Below are 15,458 nucleotides of genomic sequence, written 5' to 3' on the forward strand. Positions count from 1 at the left end.
GCGTGGTTTCGGCGTCGGGCGGATCTCCGACGGCGCGGACTCATTGTAGCCCGCGGGCCGCGAGATTGCGCATCAGCGCGCGAACGCCGAAGGTCCAGGGCTCGCAGGCATCGCACGGGCGCATGCGGTTGACGAGGCGGCCGAGTTCCGGGCTCGCCACGACGACCCGGTCGCCCTCGGCGTGGGTGAAGCCCAGCCCCGGTCCGTGCCGGTCCTGGATCGGCGCGAACATCGTGCCGAGGAGGAGGAGGGCGCCGTCCGGATAGTTGTGCGTCCGCCCCATCAGCGCCTCCACCAGCTCCTCCGGGTCGCGGCTGATCTCGGCCAGCGGCGAGGCGCCCTCCATGCGAAACCCCTCACGGCCGGTCACTTCCAGCGTGACGGTGGTGCGACGGACATCGTCGAGCCCGAAGGTGCCGTCGAACAGGCGCAGGAACGGTCCCAGCGCGCAGGAGGCGTTGTTGTCCTTGGCCTTGCCGAGGAGCAGGGCCGACCGGCCCTCGAAGTCGCGCAGGTTCACGTCGTTGGCGAGGGTCGCCCCGACGATGCGTTGGTCGGAGGTGACGGCGAGCGCGACCTCGGGCTCCGGGTTGTTCCAGTGCGAGTCGGGGTGCAGGCCGGCATCGGCACCGCAGCCCACCGCCGAGAGCGGCTGCGCCTTTGTGAAGATCTCCGCGTCCGGGCCGATCCCGACCTCCAGGTACTGGCTCCAGGCGCCCTGGGCGACCAGCGCGTCCTTGAGCGCCATCGCCTCGGACGAGCCGGGCTTCAGCCGGCGCAGGTCGCGGCCCACGAGGCGCTCGACCTCGGCGCGGATCGCCGCGGCGGCGGCGAGGTCGCCCCGGGCGCGCTCCTCGATCACGCGCTCCAGCATGGAGGTCGCGAAGGTCACGCCCGCGGCCTTCAGGGCCTGCAGGTCCACCGGCGCGAGCAGCCAGGGCCGCGCCGGGTCGCGGCCATCGGGCGGCGTGTTGGCCAGGATCGCGTCGAGCCCGCCGAGGTCCGGGCCCTCGGCGCCGTGCAGGGCGGCACCGGGATCCCGCGCCTCGCACAGGTCGCTGACCGTCGGGAAGGCTGCGGTCACATCGATCGCGCGGGCGGTTCCGGCCGCGTCGGCCCGGATCGCCACGACGCTCGGACCCGCCACGTCCGGTCGCCACACCCGGCCCACGAGGGCGCCGCGGACTCCATCGGCGGGCAGGATCTCCCGCGCGGTCAGGCCCGATAACGACATGTGCTCGAATCTCCCGGACTACCGCCCGCGCCGCCTCTCGCTCGGGCGTCGCAGGGCCGCCGCGACGCGGCACCCGAATCGTCACCCCGGCGTCGATGCGGCCGGAGCGCCGTCCCATAGCACCCCCGGCGCTCCGGAATCCGGCGGGATGTTTCACCGCGCCGGGCTCGTCACCCCGGTCGAACCCGGCGGCTGACAGAACGAAGATAATCTGCGGGTTTGCCGGGAGGCCGGCTTGCTTTCCCGCAGGCCGTCCTTTGTACTGTCGCTCAACAACCGCCGACAGAGCGGTCTTGATCGGGAGGACGCATGGCCTCGGTGGGAATCCGCGAGGTTCGCAAGGCTTTCGGATCGACGAACGTCCTGCACGGCGTGTCGGTGGACATCCGAGACGGTGAATTCGTCATCCTGGTCGGCCCGTCGGGCTGCGGGAAATCAACGCTCCTGCGGATGATCGCCGGGCTGGAGAATATCTCCGGCGGCGAGATCCGCATCGGGGAGCGCGTCGTGAACGATGTTCCGCCCAAGGAGCGGGACATCGCCATGGTCTTCCAGAACTACGCGCTCTACCCGCATCTGACGGTGCGGGAGAACATGGCCTTCTCGATGCGGATCCGGAAGGCGCCGGCCTCCGAGATCGATCTGCGCGTCAACAAGGCGGCCCAGATCCTCGGTCTGACGCACCTGCTCGACCGCTACCCGCGCCAGCTGTCCGGCGGCCAGCGCCAGCGCGTCGCCATGGGCCGGGCGATCGTCCGCGACCCGCAGGTGTTCCTGTTCGACGAGCCGCTCTCGAATCTCGACGCCAAGCTGCGCGTGGCGATGCGCACCGAGATCAAGGAACTGCACCAGCGGCTGAAGACCACGACCATCTACGTCACCCACGACCAGATCGAGGCCATGACCATGGCCGACCGCATCGTGGTGATGCACGACGGGGTCGTGGAGCAGATCGGGCCGCCCCTGGACCTCTACGACCGGCCCGACAACCTGTTCGTCGCGGGCTTCATCGGCTCGCCGGCCATGAATTTCGTGCCCGGGAAGGTCCAGGCCAACGGACGCCTGGTCTTCACAACCGACACCGGTCTGACGATCCCCTTGACCGACGCGCCGGCGGGCACCGAGGGACGTCCCCTGATCCTGGGCGTCCGTCCGGAGCATTTCGATCTCGCGCCGGACGGCATCGCCGCCGAGGTGGTGGTCGTGGAGCCGACCGGCTCCGAGACCATGCTGGCGGTGCGGGCCCTGGGCCAGGATCTCACCTGCGTGCTGCGCGAGCGCGTGCGCGAGCGGCCGGGGGAGACCGTCTCCCTGCGGCCGAACCGCGTGCACTTCTTCGACGCCGAGACCGGCCGTCGCCTGCCGAGCTGACCTGCGCCGGAAGGGATGCAGGGGGCGGGTCGCGGTGCGCGCCCGCGGACCAGGATCACCGAGGGAGTAGCCTACGATGCCCGTTCTTGATCGCCGTTCCCTTCTTGCGGGTGCTGCCGCGACCGGCCTCGCGGCCGGCGGCGACCTCCTCGGCTTCGCCCGCGCCTGGGCGCAGACCGCCGAGTGGAAACCCGAGCCGGGGGCCAGCCTGTCGCTGCTGCGCTGGAAGCGCTTCGTGCCCAGCGAGGACGAGGCGTTCCTGAAGATGGTCGACGCCTTCACGCAGGCGACCGGCGTCAAGGTCACGGTGACCAACGAATCGTTCGACGACATCCAGCCCAAGGCGTCGGTGGCCGCCAATACCGGGCAGGGCCCCGACATGGTCTGGGGCCTATTCTCGTTCCCCGCGCTGTTCCCCGACAAGTGCCTGCCTCTGGAGGACGTGGCGGAGTCCCTGGGCAAGAAGTACGGACCGTGGTTCCCGTCGGCGGAGGCCTACGGCAAGGTCAAGGGCAAGTGGATCGCCATTCCCGTCGGGTTCAACGGCGGCTATCCGAACTATCGCATCTCGGCGATGCAGAAGGCCGGCTTCAGCAAGTTCCCCACGGATACCGCCGGCTTCCTCGAGCTGTGCCGGGGCCTGAAGAAGAACAACACCCCGGCCGGCTTCGCCCTCGGGCATGCCACCGGCGACGGCAACACCTGGTGCCACTGGGCGCTGTGGTCCCATGGCGGCAACCTCGTCGACGCCAACGAAAAGATCGTGATCAATTCGCCCGAGACGGCGAAGGCGCTGGAATACGTCAAGTCGCTCTACGAAACCTTCGTGCCCGGCACCGTCTCGTGGAACGACTCGTCCAACAACAAGGCGTTCCTGGCCGGGGACCTGTACCTGACCAACAACGGCATCTCGATCTACGCCGCCGCCAAGAAGGACAACCCGAAGCTCGCCGAGGACATGGACCACGCGGTCTGGCCGATCGGTCCGGCCGGCAAGCCGACCGAATTCCAGCTCGCCTTCCCGATCCTGGCGTTCAAGTATTCGAAGGCGCCCAACGCCTGCAAGGCGTTCATCAGCTTCATGATGGAGGCGTCGAACTACAATCCCTGGCTGGAGGCCGCGCAGGGCTACCTGTGCGAGCCGCTGTCGAACTATCCCAAGAACCCGATCTGGACGAGCGATCCCAAGAACGCGGTGTTCGCCGAGGCGGGACGACGCTCCCTGGCGGCCGGGGGCCTCGCGCCGGTGAGCGAGCGGATCGCCGCGGTGCTCGCCGACTTCGTGGTTGTCGACATGTTCGCCAGCCACTGCACCGGCCGGGAGGACGTGAAGACCGCGATCCGCAATGCCGAGCGCGCCGCCCAGCGTATCTTCCGGAACACCTGACCGCATCCGCCGGAGGCGAGACCATGGCGCACACCGCCCTGACACAGCCCGTTCCGGTCGCGGTCCCGACCCGCTCGGGCTGGGCACGCCTCCGGGGCAGCCGCGGCTGGGCGGGCTTCTGGTTCATGCTGCCCACCGCGCTGATCCTCGGCCTGTTCCTGGCCTATCCGCTGGTCAAGGGCATCTGGCTGTCCTTCACCAACACAAGGATCGGCCGCGAGGGTGTGTTCATCGGCCTTGAGAACTATGCGTGGCTCTGGGACGACGACGTGTTCTGGCTCTCGGTGTTCAACACCTGCCTGTACACGGTCGTCGCATCGGTGGTGAAATTCGGAGTCGGCCTGTATCTCGCGCTGCTGCTCAACAAGAACATGCCGTTCAAATCGATCATCCGGTCGATCGTGCTGATCCCGTTCGTGGTGCCCACGGTGCTGTCGGCGATCGCGTTCTGGTGGATCTTCGACAGCCAGTTCTCGATCATCTCGTGGTCGCTGCGCCATCTCGGGGTGATCAACGGCAACATCGACTTCCTGGGCGAGCCGGCCATGGCGCGGGCCTGCGTGATCTTCGCCAACATCTGGCGCGGGGTGCCGTTCATCGCGATCACGCTGCTCGCCGGCCTGCAGACGGTGTCGCCGTCGCTCTACGAAGCCGCGACGCTCGACGGCGCCTCGAACTGGCAGATCTTCTCGCGGATCACCCTGCCGCTGCTGACGCCGATCATCGCCGTGGTGATGACCTTCTCGGTGCTGTTCACCTTCACCGACTTCCAGCTGATCTGGGCCATGACCCGCGGCGGCCCGGTGAACGCCACGCACCTGATGGCGACCCTGTCGTACCAGCGCGGCATCCTGTCGGGCACGCTCGGCGAGGGGGCGGCGATCGCCACCGCCATGGTGCCGTTCCTGCTCGCCGCGATCGGGATCTCGTGGTTCGGCCTGCAGCGCCGGGCCTGGCAGGCCGGGGAGTCCGACCGATGAGCGCGCCCGCACCGCCGGCCCACGTCGATCCGCACCTCGCCCCGGTCATGGCGGCCCAGCCGGCCGGGCTCACCGACAATTCCGAGGGGATGGCCTATCTCGAGCGCCTGCCGCGGCGGCTCGTGACCACCTACCTGCCGCTCCTCGTCATCCTGGCGGTCCTGTTGTTCCCGTTCTACTGGATGGCGCTGACCGCCATCAAACCGGACGAGCAGCTGATCGACATGGAGCGGTTCAACCCGTTCTGGGTGGTCGATCCGACGTTCAAGCACATCCACAAACTGCTGTTCGAGACGCAGTATCCGCGCTGGCTCTGGAACACGATGTACGTGTCGGTCGCCGCCACGGCGTTGTCGCTGTTCGCGAGCGTGCTGGCCGCCTACGCCTGCGTGCGGGTGCGCTACCGCGGCGCCCACTGGGTCGGGGCGGCGATCTTCCTCGCCTATCTGGTACCGCCCTCGATCCTGTTCATCCCGCTGGCCACCATCGTGCAGGCCTACGGCCTGTTCGATTCGCCGATCGCCCTGATCCTGGCCTACCCGACGATCCTGATCCCGTTCTCCACCTGGCTCCTGATGGGCTACTTCAAGACCATCCCCTACGAGCTGGAGGAATGCGCGCTCATGGACGGCGCGAGCCGCTGGCAGATCCTGACCAAGATCATCCTGCCGCTCGCCTTCCCGGGCCTGATCTCGGCGGGGATCTTCTCCCTGACGCTCTGCTGGAACGAGTTCATCTACGCCCTGACCTTCCTGTCCTCGACCCAGAACAAGACCGTGCCGATCGCCGTGGTCAGCGAGTTCGTGGACGGCGACGTGTACAAGTGGGGTTCGCTGATGGCCGGTGCGCTGCTCGGCTCGCTGCCGCTGGTGATCCTCTACTCGTTCTTCGTGGAGTACTACGTCTCCGCGCTGACGGGCGCCGTGAAGGAGTAGCGGCGGCGCGCCGGAGCGGCGGAGAAGGCGGCCGCCGCCCTTGTGCCGGAGGGCGTGATTGCTCAGACAATCGGCCCTGGCACCGCAGCGCTGAGAGCCGCGGACCGAATGCGCGGAAGGTCACGCCATGGCCCATTTCATCGAGACCCGCGCCACCCTGGTGGGCGACGCCATCGCCGGGCTCCTGGCGGCCAGCGGCGGCCGCCTCGCGCGGCTGGACGGCGATCCCGACATCCGCGTCGTGCTGCGCGCCGAAGTGGACGCCGACACGGTCGCGGTGATCTCGGGGGGCGGGTCCGGTCACGAGCCGGCCCATGCGGGTTTCGTCGGGCCGGGCCTGCTGACCGCCGCGGTCTGTGGCGACGTGTTCGCCTCGCCGAGCGTCGACGCGGTCCTGGCCGGAATCCTGGCGGTGACCGGGCCCGCCGGATGCCTGCTGATCATCAAGAACTACGCGGGTGACCGGCTGAATTTCGGCCTCGCCGCCGAGCGCGCCCGGGCCCTCGGCCGCAAGGTCGAGACCGTGATCGTCGCCGACGATATCGCCCTGCCGGAGGCGACACAGCCCCGCGGCGTGGCCGGCACGCTGTTCGTCCACAAGGTCGCGGGCCACGCGGCGCAGGCTGGCGCACGTCTGGAGAGCATCGCCGAGCTGGCCCGCCGGGTGGCGGGTTCGGTCCGGTCGCTCGGCATCGCGGTGTCGACCGCCACGATCCCGGGCTCGGCGCGCAGCGAGCGCCTCACGGAGGGCCAGGCCGAACTCGGGCTCGGCATCCACGGGGAGCCGGGTGTCGAGCGCATCGCGCTGCCCGGCGCCGCCGATCTGGCGCGGCTGATGACCGAGCGCCTTGCCGGGGCCGGGCCCGTGGCGCTCCTCGTCAACAATCTCGGCTCGGCGACGGCCCTGGAGATGCAGGTCCTGACCCAGGCGGTGCTGGCGACAGATCTCGGCCGGCGCGTGCGCCTGCTGCTCGGCCCGGCGCCGATGATGACCGCCCTCGACATGCACGGGGCGTCGCTGTCGATCCTGCCGCTGGACGACGCGATCGAGGCGGCGCTCCTGGCGCCGGTCCCGGTGCCGGCGTGGCCCGGGGCGGTGCGGATCGCGCCGCCGGTCCTGCGCCCGCTTCCCGAGGGATTGGCGGGGGAGTCGTTCACGCCGTCGCGCGATCCCGTGGCGGCCGCCCGGATCGCCGCCGTGACGCGCGCGCTCGTCGCCGCCGAGGGGGCGCTCAACGCCCTGGACGCCAAGGTCGGCGACGGCGACACCGGCACCACCTTCGCCGGCGCGGCGCGGGCCGTGGCGGCGGATCTCGACCGGCTGCCGCAGGCCGATCCGGCCGCCCTGTGCCGCGCCCTCGCCGAGCGGATCGGGCGCGCGGTGGGCGGTTCGAGCGGTGTCCTGGCGTCGATCTTCTTCGCCGCGACGGCCGCGGCCCTCACCGACGGAGCGGCGTGGCCCGATGCGCTGGCCGAGGGCGTGGCGCGGGTGCAGGGCTATGGGGGCGCCGGGCCGGGCGACCGCACGATGCTGGACGCCCTCGTCCCGGCGCTCGACGCGCTCCGATCGGGCGGACTCGAGGCCGCCGCGGCCGCCGCCCGATCGGGCGCCGCCGCCACGGCCCGGATGGAGCGCGCCGCCACCGGGCGGTCGAGCTATCTCGCGGCGGCGGACCTCGCCGGCGTCGAGGATCCCGGAGCGGCCGGGGTGGCGGCGGCATTCGAGGCGCTGGCGTCGCTTGGCTGACCGTCGACAGCGGGCGGCAAGTCGCCCGACATCAGTCCATCCGTCTCGGTGACCCTGTCCGCTCGCTCGGTCTGCGCCACCGGTCTCGACGAACGCCGCGACCGCCCGCGCGGCGTAGCCCGTGAATTTGGAGCGCGATCACCGTGCGAACCTGCCTGATCCTCGACGACTACCAGAACGCAGCCCTCGGCCTCGCCGATTGGGCGTCCCTGTCCGACCGGATCGCGGTCTCGTCGATCACCGATCACGTCGCGGATCGGAACGCGCTCGTCTCGCGCATCGACCAGGCCGAGATCCTGGTGATCATGCGCGAACGCACGCCGTTTCCGGCATCCCTGCTGGAGCGCCTGCCGCGGCTGAAGCTGCTGGTCACCAGCGGCATGCGCAACCTCGCGATCGACGTCGCGGCGGCGCGGTCGCAAGGCATCACGGTCTGCGGCACGGACTCGAGCCCCACGCCGCCGACCGAGCTGACCTGGGCGCTGATCCTGGGGCTCGCCCGCCATCTCCCGCTGGAGAACCGCAACCTCCGCGACGGCGGTCCCTGGCAGAGCACCATCGGCACCGATCTGGCGGGCGCGACCCTCGGCATCCTCGGGCTGGGCAAGATCGGGACCCGCGTCGCCGGGATCGCCCGGGCCTTCGGCATGCGGGCGATCGCCTGGAGCCCCAATCTCGACGAGGCCCGGGCCGCCGCCGCCGGGGTCGAGCGCGCGGCCTCCAAGGAGGCGCTCCTGGAGGCGAGCGATGTCGTCACGATCCACTTGGTGCTCGGCGAGAGGACGCGCGGCCTCCTGGGCGAAGCCGAGCTGCGGCGGATGCGCCGGGGCGCCGTCCTGGTGAACACCTCCCGGGCGCCGATCGTCGACCAGACGGCGCTGGTGCGGGCCCTGGAGGAGGGCTGGATCGCGGGCGCCGGGCTCGACGTGTTCGAGACCGAGCCGCTGCCCGCCGACAGTCCATTCCGGCGCCTGCCGAACGTGCTGGCGCTGCCGCATCTCGGCTACGTCTCCCGCGACAACTACCGGACGTTCTTCACCCAGGCGGTCGAGGACATCGAGGCCTGGCTCGCCGGCGCGCCGATCCGGGAGCTGGGCTGAGCCTACGCCGAACGCGGATCGAGCGCGTCGGCGAGCCCGTCACCGAGGAGGTTGAGCGCGACCAGGGTGGTGATCAGGAAGGCCGCGGGGGCGGCGAGCATGTGCGGCGCCGCCTCGATGGAGCGGGCGCCCTCGGCGATCAGCACGCCCCAGCTCGTCTGCGGCTCCTGCACGCCGAGCCCGAGGAACGACAGGAAGCTCTCCAGCAGGATCACCTGCGGAACCAGCAACGTGGCGGTCACCGCCACCGGGCCGAGGGTGCTGGGCACGATGTGCCGGAGGATGATGCGGGGGGTCCCGAGCCCGAGGGCGCGGGCCGCGCGGACGAAGTCGCGCTCGCGCAGCGACAGGGTCACGGCGCGGACCACCCGGGCCATGTCGAGCCATTCCACCGCGGCGATCGCCACCAGCATGAGCAGCAGGCTCGGGCGGAAGAACACCAGCAGCAGGATCACGAAGAACACGAAGGGCAGGGCGTACAGCACGTCGACGACGCGCATCATCACGGCATCGACCGCCCCGCCCAGGAAGCCCGCGCTGGCCCCGTAGCCGACACCGATGAGCAGGGCGACGAGGCTCGCGGCGAGCCCGATCGCCAGCGAGACCCGGCCGGCGACGAGGCAGCGGGTGAGGAGGTCGCGTCCCTGCACGTCGGTGCCGAGGGGGAAATACAGGTGCCGGATCGGCACCGCCACCACGAGGCTGCGGCCGGCATCCCGCTCCTCCACGACCTCGGGGGTGCCGAACAGGGCCGAGCGCGGCAGGTAGACGAGGCTGCGCCGATCGACACCCGCGTCCGAGCCGAGCGTCAGGCGCATCGTATCGCCGTCGGGGACAACCCCCTCGAGGCGGGCGCGCATCCGGAACGCGAGGCGCTCCAGCGCGGATCCGAGATGCCCGGCATCGGGCTGCGCCGCGAGGCCGGCCGGCAGCTGACGCAGGTCCGGGTAGGCCCGCTCGGGATCGTGACCCGTGAGCGCCGGACCGAACAGGCACGCCAGGGCGATCCCGATCAGTGCGGCGAGGGCCGCGAGGGCGGTGCGTTCGCGGACGAGGCGGGCGAGGGCGCGTCCGGCCGGTCCCGCCGCGGGAACGCGCGCACTCACGCCGCCACCCGCAGGCGCGGATCGAGCCACGCGCAGGCGAGATCGGCCGCGATGTTGAGGGCGATCACCAGTCCGGCGACCAGCAGGACCGTGCCCATGACCAGCGTGTAGTCGCGGTTGAGTGCCCCTTCCACGAAGTAGCGGCCGATCCCCGGCAGGCCGAAGATCGTCTCCACCACGACGGAGCCGGTGAGCAGGGACGCGGCCAGCGGGCCGAGATAGGCCACGACGGGCAGCAGCGCGCCCCGGAGCGCGTGCCGGGTGACCCGGATCGGCGGCAGGCCGAGGCTGCGCATGGTCCGCACCGGCTGTGTGCGCAAACCCTCACCGAGCGAGGCCCGGGTCAGGCGGGCCAGGGCGCCGATCTGCGGCAGCGCCAGGGTGATCACCGGAAGGACGAGGTGGCTCGGCGCTCCGTCTTCCCACCCGCCGAGCGGCAGCCAGCGCAGCGTCAGCCCGAAGACGATCTGGAGCAGGGGGGCGACGACGAAGCTCGGCAGCGACAATGTCAGGGCGGCGGCAAGCCCGAGCAGCCGGTCGACGATCCCGCCCCGCCGAAGCGCCGCCGCGATCCCCAGGCCGACACCCAGACCGGTCGCCAGCGCGAGGGCGAGGGCGCCCAGGGTCGCCGAGACCGGCAGGCCCCGGGCGATCAGGTCGAGGACGCTCCGGTCGCGGAACGAGAAGGACGGTCCGAGGTCGCCCCGCGCCAGCGCGGCGAGGTAGTATCCGAACTGCGCGATCAGCGGTCGGTCGAGGCCGTAGACCCGGCGCAGGTTGTCCATGGCGGCGGGGGCCAGCGGCCGTTCCAGGTCGAAGGGGCCGCCGGGGGCGAGCCGCATCAGGAAGAAGCTCACGGTCACCACCGCCAGCAGCGTCGGGACCGCCTGCGCGAGGCGGCGCAGGATGAAGCGGATCACGCGTCGAGCCTCATGAACCGCGTCGGCGCGGCGTTGCGCAGGTTCGGGTGGTAGCCGTGCAGCCGCGGTGCGATCAGGGCCTTGGACCGGTAGTGCATCAGCGGGATCCACGGCAGCTCGCGCAGCGCGATCGCCTCGGCGTCGAAGAGCAGGTCGGCGCGCCGGGCGAGGTCGCGCTCGGCCGCGGCCCGCGCCATCAGGCCGTCGTAGGCGGCATCCGACCAGTGCCCGGCATTCATGCCGACGTTCCCGCTCTGGAGCAGGAACAGGAAGTTCTGCGGGTCGGAATAGTCGGCGATCCAACTGTAGCGGGCGACGTCGAAATCGCCGCCGTCCCGCAGGTAGGCGAAGTGCGTCTTGGCGTCGGTGTAGACGTAGCGGGTCACGATCCCGAGGTCGCGCCACATCTCGCCGATCGCCACCGCGACGGTACGGTTGTTGTCGCTGACGTTGAACCGGTACTCCACCGTGAGCGGGTGATCCGGCCCGAAGCCGGCCTCCGCGAGCAAGCGGCGCGCCTCCGCCTCGTGGTCGATCGGCAGGCCGCGCCGGCCCTCGGTCTCGGGCGGCGTCCGGTAATTGTCGAGGCCGGGCGGGCACAGGGAATAGGCCGGGCTCATGGTGCCGCCGTTGAGCCCGTCGGCGAGGTATTCCCGGTCGATGACCATGGACAGCGCCTGGCGGACCCGCCTGTCCGAGAACGGCGCCTTGCGGGTGTTGATCACCAGCGCCGCCAGTCCGAGCGCGGGGCCCAGCACCACCTGCGGGCCGAAGCGCCGGCGCAGGTCGGCGATCTGGTCGACGGGCAGGTCCGCCAGCGAGTCGATCTCCCCGGCGGCGTAGCGGCGCACCGCCGACGCCATGTCGGGGGTCGGCAGGAAGTCGACCCGCCGGATCGCGAGGCTGGCCGCGTCGGGATGATGGGGGTTGGCCTCCAGCATGATCGCGCCGCCCGGCACTTGGTCGACGAGCCGGTAGGCGCCGTTGGTCACGAGGGTGCCCGGGCGGGTGAAGCTGTCACCGGCGCGCTCCGCCGAGGCCCGGTGGACGGGCAGGGCGGTCTGATGGGTGAGCAGCTCCAAAATGTAGGGCGTGGGCTGTTCGAGGGTGATCGCCAGCCGCAGCGGCCCTTCCGCGACGACCCCGAGGCTGCCGGCGGATTGCTCGCCGCGGTTGACCGCGGCGGCGTTGCGGATCGGGAACAGGATCTCGGCGTATTTCGCCGCGGTGGCCGGATCGAGCATCCGGCGGAACGAGTAGACGAAATCCGCCGCCGTGACCGGCTCGCCGTTCGACCAGCGGCCGTCGGGCCGCAGGTCGAAATGCAGGGTGGTGCCGTCGTCCGAAACCGTCCAGGCCCGCGCGGCGCCGGGAATGATGGCGCCCCGGTTGTCGTAGGTGAGGAGCCCGTCGCAGAGGTCGCGGAGGATATGGGCCTCCGCCACCGTCGAGGAGCGGTGGGGATCGAGCGTTTCGGGATCGGCGTCGTTGCCGCGGCGGTAGATCGGTTCTGCCGCGCGGGCCGGCCGCACCACCGAGAGCGCGGCAGCGCCGGCGAGCCAGTCGCGCCGGCGCAGGCGCACGGTCAGGCGCCGGTCTCCGGCACGAGGCCAGCCGCCTCGATCCCGGCCACCGCGCAGACCTCGTCGTTGTCGGAGGTGTCACCCGAGATGCCGACCGCGCCGAGGAGGCGCCCCTCGGCCGATCGGATCAGGACGCCGCCGGGCACCGGCACGAGGGCGGCGGGGCCCGCGAGGTGGGTCACGGCCGCCACGAAATAGGGCTGCGCCTCCGCGCGGGCGTGGATCGCCCGGGAGCCGAGGCCCAGCGCCAGGGCCCCGTTGGCCTTCCCGCAGGCGATCTCGGCCCGGCGCAGGGCGGTGCCGTCCTCGACCGCGACCGCTTTCAGGGCGCCGCGGGCATCGTACACGACGACGGCGAGGGGCTTCAGGTTGCGGGTCCGCGCCTCGCGCAGGGCGGTGTCGAGCACAAGGCGGGCGGCATCGAGGGTGAGGTCGATCATCGGTTTCCAACACGGACGCCGCTCCGGGCGGCGACCGCGACCTTATGGGATCGGGCCGCGGCGGGTCTACCATCCCGGGTGGCGGCAACCGAGGCGATCCGCACATCGTCCCGGCCCGCGCGATGCTCGCCCGTCCGCGAGACGATCAGCCGGCTACCCCGCTGTGCCGGCGTACGCCCGGCGGATTTCCGTCGCCGACCCGATCCGGGATGATCCTTCGCGGAGCGCCGGGATCACGCCGGGTCCTCGCGCCGCACTTTCAGCCGCGCCGGTCCAGCCTGCGCGATCATGCGGGTCGACCGGCCGGCATCCGAGCGAGGCTCGCCAAAAACGCGTCGTAGCCGGTGGTGACCGCCTCCGGTTGCTCGAAATGCGGGAAGGCGCCCGTCGGCAATGTCTCCACGCGCCAGTTCGGACGGTCGGCGACCCGGGGCACCAGCCGGTAATCGACGAAGTCGCCGCGGGTGCCGTGGACCATCCAGACCGGAAGGCGCAGCCGCTCGTAGAGACGCGTCGTGTCCGTCGGGAAGAGGTGTCCCGAGATGAAGCAGAAGGGCGCGTGCTCGGCACCGGGCTGGTGCGCAGAGGCGTGGTCGTAGGCGAGCAGCGCCTCGTCGATCTGCGGCGAGCCGAAGGTCTTGCGCAGGAAGAACCGCATGCTCGGCCGCGTCACCAGGGCGTCGAACAGCGGGCGGCCGAAGGGCGGCCGGTCGAGCAGGTCTCGCAGCCAGTCGCGCCCGCGATGACCGTCCGGCGGCCCTTCGCCGGAGAGCTGCGCGTCGAAACCCGTCGGGCTGATCAGGGCGAGGCTGCGGTAGCCGTCCGGCCGCTCCAGGCTGGCGCGGGCCAGGAAGGATGCGGACAGCGACAGCGCCAAGGCGTCGATGGGCAGTCCGTGGTGGCGGTTCCGGATCTCGCTCACCGCGGCGTGGATCGCCTCCACCATCAGGCGCGGCGTGTACAGGCGCCGGGACCGCTCTGAGAAACCGAAGCCCGGGAGGTCCAGGGCGTAGACCGGCCGGCGGCCCCGGTAGTGCAGATAGAGCGGGCGAACCTCGTAGGCGTTCGCCGCCGCGTTGACCGAATGGATCAGCAGGAGCGGCACGCCCTCCGCTTCCATCGCGCTGTAGAGCGAGACATCCCCGGCGCGCCGGGTTCCGAGCCGTTCGTGACGGCCGGGGAGGGCGGGCGGGAGCGGCATGCGCCGGTTCACCGCCAGCCGTCCCCACCCGACGAGGCCGACCGCCGAAGCGGCAAACGCGAGCGCCGCTGCGACCGCCGGGCGGCCGGGGCGGTGCCGGAACGGGGATGTCATCGCACGACCTCGACGTCGATCCCGCACGGCGCGGGCAGCGCGCGACAACGCCGGACAGACCGGGAAGTGCCCGCGGGTCCCGGCCTTCGCGCCACCCTACGAGGCGTGACCCGCGAAGCTGCCGGCCTTCAGGGCGGGGACCCGGGCCGCCGACCGGAGCGCCGCGTCGCCGCGGCCCGCGGCCTCGCGCAGGAAGTCCACCGTCGGCGCGTCGTTGCGCCAGCCCTCGACGCGCTGGGAGATCAGGAGGCTGCGCTCCCGCCGGTCGTAATTGGCGTAGGAGGCCGCCACGAACTCGGCGCGATTCATGGTGCGCGCGGGCCCGGACCGGCGCGTCTCCGCCTTGAAGAACAGGGCGCTGCCCGCGATGCCGTAGTGCTGGGCGATCTCCGGGTAGACCGGCCAGCTGCCCTGGCCGCCGAGATCGTCCGGCAGGAACGCGTCGAGGTCGCATTCCTCGAAGGGCACGCCCGCCTGTGTCAGCAATCCTCGGGCGAGGTCGGCCACGACGAACAGCTTCGTGTGGTTGATCGAATGCATGAAGCAGCCGCGCCGCGCCCAGCGCGTCAGGTGCGTGTCGAGATTGTAGCCCGCCTGGACACCCAGCCCGCGCAGGTACGAGACCGACTCGTCCCAGAGATCGAAGTAGCCGAGGCGTTCGAAGACGGGCTCGGCAAGCAGCCGCAGCGCCTGCGCCTGCGAGAATCCCGCCAGGTAGGCATACAGGGTGACGGCGGAATGCGAGTGCCCCATCGGGCCGGAGATGAGACCGTTCAGCGACACCGAATCCTGCACGCCGACATGGACCAGATCGGGGTGGTAGGCGCCGAACACGATGGTCGGGATCAGCCGCACCTTGGGATGCGTGCGCAGCGTGTCGATGGTCCCGCCACCCTTGAACCGGGGCAGGTAGATGCTGGAGAAGACGTGGTCGTAGCCGTCCGCGTGCGCCATCAGGTCGGCCAGCCGCGGGAAGCGCCGGGCCGCCGTGAACGCGGAGACGAAATCGACCTGCGCGTCGGGCAAAAGGTAGCGCATCGCCTTCGCGATGGAGCCGGCCTGACACACGCCGATCACGAGGAGGCGGGGCGATCCGGTCCGTTTCTTCCCGAACTGCGCGAGCCGGTGCCGCACGCGCCAGAGGCTATCGACGGTCAACATGCGGCTTCAATCGCATGTCCGCGGGCGAGGGGCAAACGCTCCGCCGCTCGCGCGGGCTCGAGGGCGGTCCTCGGCGCCGCCCGACAGGGCCGTGACAGAGGCGAGGTGGTGTCGCAAATCGCGTCTGGCATCCGGACCGCCGCTGCTCCAAGCCAAGTCGGCAGAGTCAGGAGGACAGC

The 15,458-nt window shown here is 71.2% G+C and carries 13 protein-coding genes; 6 read left to right on the forward strand and 7 right to left on the reverse strand.

Features of this window, described 5'->3' with window-relative positions; translation table 11 throughout:
* Positions 1-40: 40 nt before the first annotated feature.
* Positions 41-1,234: a fumarylacetoacetate hydrolase family protein gene (locus MKL01_RS25285; RefSeq protein WP_243907921.1), complete on the reverse strand. Its 1,194-nt coding sequence runs from the start codon at positions 1,232-1,234 to the stop codon at positions 41-43.
* Positions 1,235-1,543: 309 nt separating this feature from the next.
* Here MKL01_RS25285 and MKL01_RS25290 point away from each other — a divergent pair, with 309 nt between their 5' ends.
* The 6 genes from MKL01_RS25290 to MKL01_RS25315 all read left to right on the forward strand — a co-directional run bounded on the left by MKL01_RS25290 (position 1,544) and on the right by MKL01_RS25315 (position 8,754).
* Entirely contained in the window at positions 1,544-2,605 is a 1,062-nt protein-coding gene (locus MKL01_RS25290; protein WP_243907922.1) for an ABC transporter ATP-binding protein, read from the forward strand.
* Positions 2,606-2,681: 76 nt separating this feature from the next.
* Positions 2,682-3,992 carry an ABC transporter substrate-binding protein gene (locus tag MKL01_RS25295; RefSeq protein ID WP_243907923.1) on the forward strand — a complete coding sequence of 437 codons (1,311 nt, stop codon included), beginning with the start codon at positions 2,682-2,684 and terminating at the stop codon, positions 3,990-3,992.
* 23 nt (positions 3,993-4,015) lie between these two features.
* Complete coding sequence (locus MKL01_RS25300) at positions 4,016-4,972, forward strand: carbohydrate ABC transporter permease (RefSeq protein ID WP_243907924.1); 957 nt, start codon at positions 4,016-4,018, stop codon at positions 4,970-4,972.
* A 47-nt stretch (positions 4,973-5,019) separates the two neighbouring features.
* Complete coding sequence (locus MKL01_RS25305; RefSeq protein ID WP_243908208.1) at positions 5,020-5,907, forward strand: carbohydrate ABC transporter permease; 888 nt, start codon at positions 5,020-5,022, stop codon at positions 5,905-5,907.
* A 127-nt stretch (positions 5,908-6,034) separates the two neighbouring features.
* The gene (locus MKL01_RS25310; protein WP_243907925.1) at positions 6,035-7,654 is read left to right on the forward strand and encodes a dihydroxyacetone kinase subunit DhaK; all 1,620 of its coding nucleotides are present in this window, start codon (positions 6,035-6,037) and stop codon (positions 7,652-7,654) included.
* A gap of 143 nt (positions 7,655-7,797) precedes the next feature.
* Positions 7,798-8,754, forward strand: coding sequence for a D-2-hydroxyacid dehydrogenase family protein (locus tag MKL01_RS25315; protein ID WP_243907926.1), 957 nt, complete (start codon positions 7,798-7,800; stop codon positions 8,752-8,754).
* Between the two features lie 2 nt (positions 8,755-8,756).
* Here MKL01_RS25315 and MKL01_RS25320 read toward each other — a convergent pair whose 3' ends face one another.
* From MKL01_RS25320 to MKL01_RS25345, 6 genes are all read right to left on the reverse strand, one after another.
* Positions 8,757-9,860, reverse strand: a complete 1,104-nt coding sequence (locus MKL01_RS25320) for an ABC transporter permease (protein ID WP_243907927.1) — start codon at positions 9,858-9,860, stop codon at positions 8,757-8,759.
* Positions 9,857-10,780, reverse strand: a complete 924-nt coding sequence (locus MKL01_RS25325) for an ABC transporter permease (RefSeq protein ID WP_243907928.1) — start codon at positions 10,778-10,780, stop codon at positions 9,857-9,859. Before MKL01_RS25325 ends, MKL01_RS25320 begins: the two co-directional genes overlap by 4 nt.
* A complete protein-coding gene (locus MKL01_RS25330; RefSeq protein WP_243907929.1) occupies positions 10,777-12,363 on the reverse strand; it encodes a peptide ABC transporter substrate-binding protein in 1,587 nt (528 codons plus the stop codon). The genes MKL01_RS25325 and MKL01_RS25330 overlap by 4 nt, the downstream gene beginning before the upstream one ends.
* A 2-nt stretch (positions 12,364-12,365) precedes the next feature.
* Positions 12,366-12,803, reverse strand: coding sequence for a GlcG/HbpS family heme-binding protein (locus tag MKL01_RS25335; protein ID WP_243907930.1), 438 nt, complete (start codon positions 12,801-12,803; stop codon positions 12,366-12,368).
* 286 nt (positions 12,804-13,089) lie between these two features.
* Complete coding sequence (locus MKL01_RS25340; RefSeq protein ID WP_243907931.1) at positions 13,090-14,118, reverse strand: alpha/beta fold hydrolase; 1,029 nt, start codon at positions 14,116-14,118, stop codon at positions 13,090-13,092.
* 96 nt (positions 14,119-14,214) lie between these two features.
* On the reverse strand, positions 14,215-15,279 hold the full coding sequence (locus tag MKL01_RS25345; RefSeq protein ID WP_243907932.1) for a WcbI family polysaccharide biosynthesis putative acetyltransferase: 1,065 nt from the start codon (positions 15,277-15,279) through the stop codon (positions 14,215-14,217).
* Positions 15,280-15,458: the final 179 nt, after the last annotated feature.

It is taken from the genome of Methylobacterium sp. J-070 (assembly GCF_022829385.1).
Lineage (GTDB): Bacteria > Pseudomonadota > Alphaproteobacteria > Rhizobiales > Beijerinckiaceae > Methylobacterium.